The sequence below is a fragment of the Parvibacter caecicola genome (assembly GCF_003725335.1).
GTDB lineage: Bacteria > Actinomycetota > Coriobacteriia > Coriobacteriales > Eggerthellaceae > Parvibacter > Parvibacter caecicola.
On sequence record NZ_QIBY01000017.1, the window covers coordinates 36,017 to 47,184 of the forward strand.

At 62.9% G+C, this 11,168-nt stretch carries 9 protein-coding genes; all 9 read right to left on the reverse strand.

Going from position 1 to position 11,168, the window contains the following annotated elements; all coding sequences use genetic code 11:
* Positions 1-166 precede the first annotated feature (166 nt).
* The 9 genes from DMP11_RS08545 to DMP11_RS08585 all read right to left on the reverse strand — a co-directional run bounded on the left by DMP11_RS08545 (position 167) and on the right by DMP11_RS08585 (position 10,902).
* The gene (locus DMP11_RS08545) at positions 167-1,054 is read right to left on the reverse strand and encodes a proline iminopeptidase-family hydrolase (protein WP_123186072.1); all 888 of its coding nucleotides are present in this window, start codon (positions 1,052-1,054) and stop codon (positions 167-169) included.
* 75 nt (positions 1,055-1,129) lie between these two features.
* Complete coding sequence (locus DMP11_RS08550) at positions 1,130-2,533, reverse strand: APC family permease (protein ID WP_123186073.1); 1,404 nt, start codon at positions 2,531-2,533, stop codon at positions 1,130-1,132.
* 226 nt (positions 2,534-2,759) lie between these two features.
* The gene (locus tag DMP11_RS08555; RefSeq protein WP_123186074.1) at positions 2,760-3,665 is read right to left on the reverse strand and encodes an acetamidase/formamidase family protein; all 906 of its coding nucleotides are present in this window, start codon (positions 3,663-3,665) and stop codon (positions 2,760-2,762) included.
* Positions 3,666-3,799: 134 nt separating this feature from the next.
* Positions 3,800-4,696 carry an acetamidase/formamidase family protein gene (locus DMP11_RS08560; RefSeq protein ID WP_123186075.1) on the reverse strand — a complete coding sequence of 299 codons (897 nt, stop codon included), beginning with the start codon at positions 4,694-4,696 and terminating at the stop codon, positions 3,800-3,802.
* A gap of 78 nt (positions 4,697-4,774) precedes the next feature.
* Positions 4,775-6,088 carry an MFS transporter gene (locus tag DMP11_RS08565; protein ID WP_123186076.1) on the reverse strand — a complete coding sequence of 438 codons (1,314 nt, stop codon included), beginning with the start codon at positions 6,086-6,088 and terminating at the stop codon, positions 4,775-4,777.
* Positions 6,089-6,234: 146 nt separating this feature from the next.
* On the reverse strand, positions 6,235-7,356 hold the full coding sequence (locus DMP11_RS08570; protein WP_211236163.1) for a putative manganese transporter: 1,122 nt from the start codon (positions 7,354-7,356) through the stop codon (positions 6,235-6,237).
* Positions 7,357-7,714: 358 nt separating this feature from the next.
* On the reverse strand, positions 7,715-8,500 hold the full coding sequence (locus tag DMP11_RS08575) for an amino acid ABC transporter ATP-binding protein (RefSeq protein ID WP_123186083.1): 786 nt from the start codon (positions 8,498-8,500) through the stop codon (positions 7,715-7,717).
* A gap of 34 nt (positions 8,501-8,534) precedes the next feature.
* On the reverse strand, positions 8,535-10,010 hold the full coding sequence (locus tag DMP11_RS08580) for an amino acid ABC transporter permease (RefSeq protein ID WP_123186078.1): 1,476 nt from the start codon (positions 10,008-10,010) through the stop codon (positions 8,535-8,537).
* Between the two features lie 25 nt (positions 10,011-10,035).
* Positions 10,036-10,902 carry an ABC transporter substrate-binding protein gene (locus DMP11_RS08585; RefSeq protein WP_123186079.1) on the reverse strand — a complete coding sequence of 289 codons (867 nt, stop codon included), beginning with the start codon at positions 10,900-10,902 and terminating at the stop codon, positions 10,036-10,038.
* Positions 10,903-11,168: the final 266 nt, after the last annotated feature.

Below are 11,168 nucleotides of genomic sequence, written 5' to 3' on the forward strand. Positions count from 1 at the left end.
TACGGCCATTTCCGCTTCCGATGCAAAAACGGCATCAAGCGCCCGCGCCTGCGCCTGCAGCCAGGCGCACAAAAAGGCCCGAAGCATATGCCCCGGGCCCGAAGGTTCAGCTGCCGCAATGCGCTACGGCCCATGAGGGCGCCGGCAAGAGGCCGCGCCCGCACCGCTATTCGAAGCGGCTGATGAAGTTCTCGACCGCCTCCATCGACTCGTCCGGATGGGTGACGCAGGACATATGCGGCGCGCCAGCGATGAGGGTCCACTCGCAGCCGGGAATGAGGTCCACCCCTTCCTTGATTACCAGCGGCGTGCCCTCGTCGTCGGTGCCGGACAACGCCATGCAGGGCACCTTGATGTTCTTCACCCCTTCGCGCACGTCCCAGTCGCGCATCTTGCCGGTGACCACGAACTCGCTGGCCCCCTGCATCACCATATAGCACTCACCGGTGCCCTCCACCTCGTCGATGAGGTACTGGGGGTAGTCCTTCTCGTACAGGCCGGTCACATGACGCTTGTAATACTCGTCGTAGGCGGCCTTGGCGACAGGCGTGTCGTAGTTGCCGGTGCGCTCGGCCTCGGCAATGGCGTCCTGCATCTCCTGCGGCATGTACTTGATCAGACGATTGGCCTCCTCCAGCCACGTGGCGATGCGCACCGGCGAGGAGTTGATCACAAACGAGTTCACGCCGGAATCGTCCTTCATCATGCACAGCATGCCCAGCATGCCGCCCCAGGAGTTGCCGAACAGGTGGATGTCATCCAGCCCCAGCGCCTCGCGCACCGCGTAGAACTCCTCCACCCACAAGTCGTAGTTGTAGAAGTCGTCCTCCTGGTGCGGGATGTTCGACTTGCCGCAGCCAATTTGGTCGTAGAACACAATCTGGCGGCCATAGCGGTCGGCCATCTCGGCGTAGGGCAACAGGTAGTTGTGGGTGCAACCGGGGCCGCCGTGCAGAATCAGCAGCGTCTTCTTGCCCGGCTGGTTCTCCCCCACAATTTTGCAGTAGGTTTTGAATCCCTTGTAGTCCACGTACTCTTCGCGAATCTCCGCCATAGCGGTTCCTTTCTCGGGCGAAAACAGCGCGCCCCTCGCAAGGGAGGGGCGCACGCTAACAACTTTATCCAGTCGCTAAACTTCCAAATTCTTGAAGGCTTCGGGCACTTCCTTGTAACCCTTCGACTTCACGGCGCCGATCACCAAGCCGATGACCAGCCACACGATGCCCACCACGTACGTGGGCACATCGAAGCCAGTGAACACGTAGCCCAGAATGAAGATGCCGATGAAGGGGCAGATGAGGTACTTCATGTAGTCGGCGAAGGAGTTGCGCTGCTTCTCCTTCACGAAGAAGTACAGGAACACGGCGAAGTTCAGCAGCACGAACGACGACAGGGCGCCGAAGTTCACGAAGCGGGACAGCATCACCATGTCGCCGAAGAAGGCGGTGACAATCAGCGACAGACCGCCCAGCACCAGTGCCGCCACCCAGGGGGTTTGGTACTTGGGGTGCACTTTGCCGAAGAAGCGCGGAATCACGCCGTCGCGGCCCATGGAGTACAGCAGGCGGGCAGAAGCGGTTTGGGCGTTCATGATGTTGGCGATGCCCACCGCCACGATGTTCACCACCAGCAGGATGTTGCGCAGCACCACGCCGCCGGCAGCCTCAGCGGCATCGAAGAAGCCGGTTTCGATGGAGATGTTCTCCCAGTCGGGCTGGATGAGGGCGGCCACGTAGGTTTGGGCCACGAACACCACCACCATGATGCACAGGGCGATGATGATGCCCTTGCCGATGTTCTTTTCCGGCTGATAGGTTTCCTCGGCCAGGGTGGACATGCCGTCGAAGCCCAAGAACGACAGGCAGGCAATGGACACGGCCATGGCGATGAAGTGGGCGTCCACTTCGCCGGCCTTCCACAGGGGCTCGGTGGAAAGCTCGCCGTAACCGCCGCCCCCCAGCACGAAGCTGGTGCCGATGGCGATGAAGGCGATAACCGCCAGAATCTCCACCACGAAGATGATCCAGTCGATGCCCTTCGACATGGAAATGCCGCGCACGTTGACGAAGGTGTTGAACACCACGAACACCACAACCCACAGATACCAGGGGCTGCCGGGCACCAGGGCCACGCCCCAGTTTGCCACCATCACCAGCAGCAGGGCGGGCACGAACACGTAGTCGAGCAGAATCAGCCAGCCGGCGATGAAGCCCACGTGCGGGTTGATGCCGCGCTGCACGTAGGAGTACACCGAGCCGGCGATGGGGAACTTCTTGGACATCCACATGTAGGACAGCGCCGTGAAGCTGATGGCGATGAAGCCCACGATGTAAACGAGCGGCGTCATGCCGTGGCTGTTCTGCTGAATCTCGCCGTAGATGGACTGCGGCGCGATGATCACCATGAACAGCACGCCATACAGAATGACGTCGCGCAGCTGGAGCCCGCGTTTGAGCTCCTGCTTGTAGCCGAATGCCTCGATGTCCTCGCCGAGGCCGATGGTCGGCTCTTGGATAGGCGCCTTGTCGGCCATGCTATCCCTCCTTCTATCCGGGCGGCCCTCTTGCCGCCTTTTCCCGTTCGATTCCCGGAAGGAGAAACGGCGGAAGCGGCAACGCGCTCAGACAGGAGCCGTTCCTGTTTCCGAAAATCGGATGCGCAAATTATGACCCCTCGACTTAAAGTCAAGGGGTCCAGGATAAAAGTTTCCCGCGCTAGGGCGATATTTGCACTTTAGTGGGCTGAAGCGGTGGGGAGCCTTACCCCACCAAAGGGCCGAACTGCGAAAGCTTCGGCGTGCCGATGCGCAACGACAGCTGCACCTCGCAGGGTTTGCAGCCCTGGCTGATCTCCACATCGGACTGCAGCGACATGTACATGTAGGTGTCGGTGGCGTCCCAACCGGTGATGCGCATCAGCAGCCGCTGCAGCTCTTTGGCGGCGGCCATCACCGCCTCGTTGTACTCCTGCCCGCTGGCGTTCACGTACCAGCGCCCCTCGGGGCCGAAGGTCTCCAGCACCGGCCAGTGCAGCTCGAAATTCTTGAGCACCCCCACGCGCACGGTGATGCGGGCGGGAATCTCGATGCCGGTGCCGCACAGCTCGCCGTCGCCCATGGCGGCGTGCACATCGCCCATCTGCAGCAGGGCGCCGGGCACGCGCACCGGGAAGTACAGGCGGGTGCCCTTGGTGATCAGGTGGTTGTCCATGTTGCCGCCGTGGGCCCCCACGTAACCGTCGATCACATCCTCGCCGTCCGGCGCGGTGCCGATGACGCCGATCATGGGGTTGATGGGGAATTTCACCTCGTTGAACTGGGCCATGCCGTCCACAATGGGCACCTTCTTGGAGCGGTACGGGGTGCCCTCGAACAGGGGGCCGCAGTGGTCGTCGGTGGCCACGGTGCCCTCGTCCGCCACCTCGATGTTGTAGATGTCCACCACCAGTACGTCCCCCGGCTGCGCCCCTTCCACGTACACCGGGCCGGCGGCGGGGTTGGCACCGTCGTAACCGTAGTCCAGCGTGGCCATGGTCACCGTCTCGTCGGTGATGCGGTTGGAGAAGCAGTCCTTAGTGACGAACTGCAGCACTTCGCCGGGCACCGCCGTGGCTGCCGGCTTGTTGTTCTTGGAAAACGCGTAAACCTGGTCTTGGATGATTTGCATGGAAGCTCCTTTCTGGGAGAAATGTAAACGCATACGGGCCGTCGATTAGGCAGAGATAGAATCTCTGCCCTACGAATTCAACCAGCGGTTCTTGGGGGCGTGTCAGCACCGCGTCCCCCTGTCGACCCTTAAGGCTAGAGCTGGAAGCCCAGGGCCTCAAGCACGTACTTGGGCACCATGAAGCGTACCGTTTTCTCCGGGTCCACCATCTGGCACACCTGCACGTCGGCCACCATCGAGAACAGCATGATTGCCTCGTCGGCCCCCATGCCGGTGCGGGCGCACACCAACTCCACCATCTCGTGAACCGCACGGTCCGCCGCCGCATCCAGGCTCTCGGCCGAGGCGATGATGCCCACGTGGGTGTCGTTTTCGATAATCGGGTCTTTCAGGGAAAGCTCGGGCAGTGCCGTCAGCGTCACCGTGGCCCAGCCGGCCACCTCGGCGCCGGACACGGACACTTCGCCGTCCCCCATCACCGCGTGCATGTCGCCCAGACCGAACAGCGCCCCCTCCACCGCCACCGGGAAGTACAGGGTTGCGCCGGTGGTGATGGCGGTGTTGTCCATGTTGCCGCCATGGCTTCCGGGGGTGCCACAGTTCACCGGCGCGCCAGCGGGGGCCACGCCGATAACGCCGATCATGGGCGCCAACGGAATGGACAGCTTGTCGCTCCACACCAGCTTGTCCCCCTCGATTTTGCAGAGCTTGGTGGACCACCGGGTGAACAGATCGCCGCACACCCCTTCCCCTTCGCCGGTGCAGGAAGCGGTTTGACCGTCCAGCTCGATGGAGTCGATGTGCGCCCGAAGCGCGCCGCCCGGCACCGCCCCTTCCACGAAGATGGGGCCGGTAGCGGGGTTGATGCGATCCCAGTCGATTTCGTCCAGCACGTCTTCGGGGGTTTGCACCTGATTGCCGAAGCAGTCCTTCGTGCGAATGCGCACCGTGGCGCCCGATGGCACCGTGAGCACCGGCTGTGCCGTGCCGTCGAACGCGTAGATTACCTTGCCGTCGTCCAATTCCACCATGGATACTCCTCCCACCCAAGCGGCCCAAGCGCCGCATTCGCGAATTAGCGGAACGGGAAAATGGTACCAGAAGGCGGGCTATTTCTGGCACACGGGGGCCTTGCCCACCTCTTGGTAGTTCTCGTTGCGAAGCTGGCTTTTCAGCACGCGACGGAACAGCAAAATGAGCACGGGGATGGCGATGGCGAAAACCGCCCCCAAATCGAAGGAGGCCGGCGCGCCGAAGCCGTCGATCATGAAACCGGCGGCCGACGGGCCCACCGCCATGCCGCAGGTGATGCCGGCGTTCACCCACGTGATGCCCTCAGTCAGCCGCTCGGTGGGCACGGCGCGCTCCACCGTCGCGTTGGCCACGATGAGAAACGGCGCGTAGAACAGGCTGCCCACCACCGTTACCACCAAAAGCACCGGCATCGATTCGATTAAGAACATGGCGCCGAAGCTGCCCCCCAAAAGCAGGGCCGCCACCGTGATCTGCTGGTATTGCGGGGCGCGAAAGCGCAGCATGCCGAACACGAAGCCGGCCCCCATGGAAACGAAGGCGGAAATCATCAGGGCCACGCTGGCGATATTGGCATCCCCCAGCTCTTCGGCCAGCCCCACCGTGGTGGAATCGTACACGCCGAACATGGCCCCCAGAAACATCATGGTCACGAACAACACCCGCACCACCGGCGTGGTGGCCAGCAGGCTGCGCTCCTTGGCGGGAACGTCCGCCACCTTGGCAGGTTCGTCGGCGCTCCCCTGCCCCGCGGCGCCTTTGCCCATCGAGGGCTTGGGCTCGGTGGAGCGGGACAACGTGAGCACCACCGTGCCCACCACCAGCGCGATGGCGCCGGCCAGCATGCCCGCCACCGGCGCGATGGAGCTGGCGAGCGCGATGGAGATGGAGGGGCCGAACATGAAGCCAATGTCGTCCAACACCCCTTCGTAAGAGAACATGGTGCGCAGATCGGGGGCATCTTTCCCCAATTCACCCGAACGGATGAGGTGGGTCCAGCGGGCGCGGGCCAGCGCCGGCGCACTGGGCACAAAGCCCATCAGCACCGCGGCGGGAAAGCACAGCCACTCGGGGCCGCCCAGCGCCATGTTGCCCACCAGCAGGGCAAAGCCCAGCACCGTGATGGCGGTGGCGAAGGGCACCACCCGGCTTTGGCCGTAGCGGTCCACCAACCGCGACACCTGCGGCGCCACGATGAAGGTGGATATGGCGATGGCGGACGACACCGCGCCGGCCAGTAGAAACGAATGGCCGGAAAGAGTGATCATGGTAACCGTGCCCACGTTCATCATGTACTGGTAGAAGCGCATGAGGAAGCAGGCGATGTCGAACCCGTAGGCCCGTCGCACTTTCAGCACACTTTTATATACCGAAGGATCAACCGCACCCACTTTGCACCCCTCTCCTCGTCCAAGCCGCCGGCGGCTTCACTGCAGTAGCGGCCATTCTACGCATGCCGCAGGCAAAAGCCCACACTTCATCTGGGGGTTTCATGGGAAACGCAGCCATCGGCCGCAAGCAGGCGGCAGACGGGCCGCTAAAACACCACGCCCAGCCCTTCGGCCACCAGTCCCCAGAACACGCCGGTGGCGTACAAGAGAGCGATGATCTTTGCATTCTGCAGCGCCGGACGGTTCGAGCGCACCAGCACCAGCAGCCCCACGCCCGCGGCCGTCAGCAGGCCGGCCAGCATGGCGCCGGGCCCCAGCACCCCTTCCAGGTACAGCTGGGCAATCACCACACTGGCGGCGCAATTGGGGATGAGCCCCACCAGCGCCGCCGCCAGCACCGCCAAAATCGGGCTCGCGGCCAGGAACTGGGCCAGCACGTCCTCGCCCACCGTTTCCAACACGGCGTTCAGAAGCACGGTGATGACAAAGATGAACAGGGTGACGGTGATGGTGTGCTTGAGGGCGCTCTTCGCAATGCCTTTCCAGCCGTCGTCGTGGCTGTGGTCGTGGCAACAGGCGACAGGGGCGGCCGCAGTATCGGAAGCGGCGCGCTCCTCCCCTTCGTGGTCGTGGCCGCAGTCGTGGCAATGGGCATGGTCGTGGCGCTCATGGCCTTCGGTGGTTTCCAGCTCTTCGGCGATGGAGCGGTGCAGCTGGCCCGGCGAATCAACGGCCTGTGCCAAACCGTCGTCATGGTGGCCATAGGCAAGTTCGGGGTTTTGCTTGCAGGTGGCGCAATCGTCGTCGCAGCCGCACTTGTCCTGGGCGCACAGCTCGTGGATGCGCAGCTTCTCCTTGTCGCGGCGGGCCAGGCGCAGCCCCGCGTCCACCACGAAACCCATCACCATGCCGATGATCACCTTCGCCCCCATGATGGAGAGGATGGTGTTGGGGGCCACGTTCTCCGCCAGGAAGATGGGCAGCATCTCGTCGGAGGTTGACAGCAGCACCGCGAACAGGGTGCCCAGCGTGATCACGCGACCGGCATAGAGGGTGGCGGCCATAGCGGAAAAGCCGCATTGGGGCACCACCCCCAGAAATGCCCCCACCACCGGCCCGGCAGCGCCGGCGTGGCGGATGGCCTTTTGGGTTTTCGCCCCTGTCTTGTGTTCCAGCCATTCCATGACCAGGTAGGTGACGAACAGAAACGGTATCAGGTATAACGTGTCGGAAACCGAATGCTCCATCACGTGTTCAACTATGTGCAAAAATTCATCCATAATCGGAAATGATAGCCGTCTTCGCCATGCAAGCCACCGGGCCGCCAGGCAAACGATGCCCGATTGTCAGCAAGGAGGGAGCAAAAGGGGCGGAGATAGAATCTCCGCCCTACGATTTCCAGATCCAAATAAGTAGCGCCGGAGGGTCGGAGGGTTCCCGCGCGCAGTTCCGCACGGGAACCCAATAGGTCCAACAACGCAAGCGAGGCACACTGTGGTGCCTGCAATTGCCTTGAAGGCCGGCTGAGCGTACCTGGGTACGCGAAGGTAAGGCGTGAAAGGCAAGGGCAGGTGGCCACAGTGCGCCGCAGCGTCGAGTGGTCCGACGGCCGTCAGGCCGCCGGAACTAAGCTATATGGCCGAGGAAGTCTTTCGTGCGTTCGTTTTGGGGATGGTCGAACACCGCTTCGGGGGTGCCCTCCTCCACCACCACGCCTCCATCCATGAAAATCACGCGGTCGGCCACGTCGCGGGCAAAGCCCATCTCGTGGGTGACCACGATCATGGTCATGCCCTCGCGGGCCAAATCCTTCATAACCCCCAGCACGTCGCGCACCAGCTCAGGGTCAAGCGCGCTGGTGGCCTCGTCGAACAGCATCACGTGGGGGCGCATGGCCAGGGCCCGCGCGATGGCCACTCGCTGCTGCTGGCCGCCGGAAAGCTCGGAGGGCATGTAATCGGCGCGGTCGCCCAGCCCCACCTTCCGCAGCTCCTCCAGCGCGATGGCCTCCGCTTCTTCCTTCGAGCGCTTCAGCACCTTGCGCTGTGCCAGCATCACGTTTTCCTTCGCGGACAGGTGCGGGAACAGGTTAAAGCTCTGAAACACCATGCCGATACCGGTGCGCAACTTGTTGATGTCGGTTTTCTTGTCGGTGATGTCCTTGCCCTCGAAGTAGATATGGCCGCCGGTGGGCACCTCCAGCAAGTTGATGCAACGGAGCATGGTGGACTTGCCAGAGCCGGAGGGCCCCAGCACCACCACCACTTCCCCGCGGTGCACGTCGATGTTCACATCCCGCAGCACCTCGGTGTCGCCGAAACTTTTCTGCAGGCTTTGGATGGACACGATCACGTTCTCGTCCAGCTGGGGCGCCGGGCGGGCCGAGGACACCTTCACGGAGGTGGCGGCCATCTGGGCGGAAATCTCGTCCACCTTCTCGCTTACCTTATTCACGAGGGTCCCCCTTTCCGTCCTTGCTGTCACGGCGGGCCTTGTGGCGCAGCGCCTTCTTCTCGGCACCGTAGGCGGCTCCTTCGGGGCTTACGGCGAAGCTCTCGGAAAGCCGCATGCTCAGGGTCATGTCGGCGTCGCCATCAGCGGCCACCGCCCGCATGGCCACCGGCGCCGACTCGATGACGCCGGCAGCTTCCGCCTGGGCACGGGCCTTCTTGCGCTTGCGGCCGCCATCGGCCAGCTTCTTCTCCATGTGGTTGATGGCGCGGGTGGCGGGGATGGTGACCACCAGGTAGAACAGGGCGCCCACGATGTAGGGGGTCATGTTGCCGGTGGCGGCGGTGATGATCTTGGCGTTGGAGATGATTTCGTACACGCCCACGGCCGCCAGCAGCGAAGTGTCCTTGTACATGAGGATGAACTCGCTGGTCATGGTGGGGATAACCCGGCGCACCGTCTGCGGAATGATCACGTGGATCATGGTTTGGGCACCGCTCATACCCAGCGAACGGGACGCCTCGAACTGCCCCTTGGGGATGGACTGGATGCCAGCGCGGAAAATCTCCGCCAGATAGGCGCTGGAGTTCAGGAACAGCACGATGATGCCCATCCAGAAGCCGGAGATGTTGACCCCCATCTGGGGCAAGCCGAAGTAGGCGATGTAGATTTGCAGGAACAGCGGCGTGCCGCGGATGATGTTGATGTAGCAGGACGCGATGGCGCACAGCACGCGGTTTTTGGCCATGCGCATGAACGACCACATGAGCCCCAGCGGAATGGCCAGCGGGAAGCTGATGATCACCATGAGGATGGCCAGAATCCAGCCCTGGAACACCGCCGGCACCGAGGTGATGGCGATGGTGGGGTCCAGGAACAGGTGCAGGAACTTCACGCTGTTCCATGCCTGCACCGCCGGCTGGGCCGCCAGCCACTTCGACATCTGCTCGGCGGCAGAGGTGCCCACCACGTCGATGGTCTTGCCGCCATCGGGGATGTCCTGGGCCGCACCCCCTTCCACCGTGTAGGTGCCGGCCACGGGGAACTGGCCGCCCGAGGGGGGCAGCACGCATTCGTTGCATTCGATCATGATCATGGCGCCGGCGGGGGCGGCCTCGTCGAAGGCCACGTTCACCTGGGCGCCATCGGTGGTGACGGCCGAGGCGAAGTCCAGCCGCTCCAGCCCGTCCAGCACGGTAACCGCCACGTTGGCGGCGTCCACCACGGTGCCCTCCGGCAGCGCCAGGCTTACCGTGGCCACCGACTCGTCTTCAGCGGATTGCCCTTGCCAGGTAACGCGGGTGGGAGTGCCCCCCATTATCTGGTTGCCGCTGTCCTGATTTGATTTCGCCGTCCAGCGCTCGGTTTCCATAGCGAAGGCGGGCGAGGCCGCGACCGCCGCCAAAACCAGCGCGCACGCCAGAGCCGTTAGGACGGCAAGAAAGCCGAAGGCGGTGCTCCGGCTTTCCATGCGCAAGGGCTCTGTCGAGTGAATCTTAAGCACCGAACCACTTCTGGGTCAGCTGGTCGTAGGTGCCGTCAGCCTTCAGCTTGGCGATGGCCTCGTTGAGGGCCTTGGTGAGGGCCGGGTTGTCCTTGCTCACCACGATAGCGTACTGCTCGCCAGTGGGAACCTCGGCGATAACCTCGGCATCCTGATAGGCGTTCAGCACGTAGTACTGCACCACAGGCAGGTCGGCGGCCACGGCGTCCACCTGGCCAGACTGCAGGGCGGCAAACACGCCGGTCATCTCATCGAAGGCCAGCACTTCGGCGCCCTCAACGTTTTCCAGCGCCCATTCATAGCCAGTGGTGCCCGACTGCGCGCCGATCTTCTTGCCTTCCAGCTGATCCACCGAAGTGATGCCGCTGTCCTTCATCACGGCAACGCCCTGGTTGATGTCCATAATCACGTCGGTGAAGTCAATCTCCTTGGCGCGCTCAGGGGTAACGGTGAAGCCAGACACGCCCACGTCGGCCTTGCCGCCAGCGCTAATCAGCGGCACGATGGTGTCGAACTTGGTGGAGGGCAGGTAGTTGCATTCAAGCCCCATCTCGTCGCAGATAGCCTTCATCAGGTCCACCTCGAAGCCTTCCGCCTCGCCATCGGTGTTAAGGTTCTCGAACGGCGGAAAGTCCAGCGATGCGGCAACGGTCAACTTGCCGTCGTTCACCAGCACAATCTCGCCGCCAACAGCGGCGTCATCGTTGTTGGCGGCGGCGCTGTTGTCGGGAGCGGTGCTGTTGGCGGAGCTGTTGTTGTCCGTCGGCTGAGTGGCGGGGTCGCCCGACGAGCATCCGAACATGCCCAGCGCGGCCACCATCAGGGCGCCGGCTGCCAGCATTGACAGTTTCTTCTTCATTTCTCTCCCCTTTCGGCTTTTAGATATACCTCAAGGGAAAAGCATCCGGCCCTTCCCCGTTCAGCGGGCAATCCGTTTCAGGTATGCTCAAGAATTATAGAGAGGTTGACGCCCCAGTGTTTGGACGGCCGTACCAATAGGTAGGGTTTTTCTTGTCCAGAGGGACAAAAAGCCCCCTCGGGAGCCGGATCCAGTTTGCAAGGGGGGTTGGAGGGGGATGGATCGCAGGCTCTCGAGGGGGCTTTTTGTCCCTCTGGACAAGAAAA

What these genes read in the sequence shown, in the direction of transcription:
- DMP11_RS08545 (WP_123186072.1), bottom strand. Translation starts at nt 1,054, where the DNA reads ATGGCGGAGATTCGCGAAGAGTACGTGGACTACAAGGGATTCAAAACC.
- DMP11_RS08550 (WP_123186073.1), bottom strand. Translation starts at nt 2,533, where the DNA reads ATGGCCGACAAGGCGCCTATCCAAGAGCCGACCATCGGCCTCGGCGAG.
- DMP11_RS08555 (WP_123186074.1), bottom strand. Translation starts at nt 3,665, where the DNA reads ATGCAAATCATCCAAGACCAGGTTTACGCGTTTTCCAAGAACAACAAG.
- DMP11_RS08560 (WP_123186075.1), bottom strand. Translation starts at nt 4,696, where the DNA reads ATGGTGGAATTGGACGACGGCAAGGTAATCTACGCGTTCGACGGCACG.
- DMP11_RS08575 (WP_123186083.1), bottom strand. Translation starts at nt 8,500, where the DNA reads ATGGCCGCCACCTCCGTGAAGGTGTCCTCGGCCCGCCCGGCGCCCCAG.
- DMP11_RS08580 (WP_123186078.1), bottom strand. Translation starts at nt 10,010, where the DNA reads ATGGAAAGCCGGAGCACCGCCTTCGGCTTTCTTGCCGTCCTAACGGCT.
- DMP11_RS08585 (WP_123186079.1), bottom strand. Translation starts at nt 10,902, where the DNA reads ATGAAGAAGAAACTGTCAATGCTGGCAGCCGGCGCCCTGATGGTGGCC.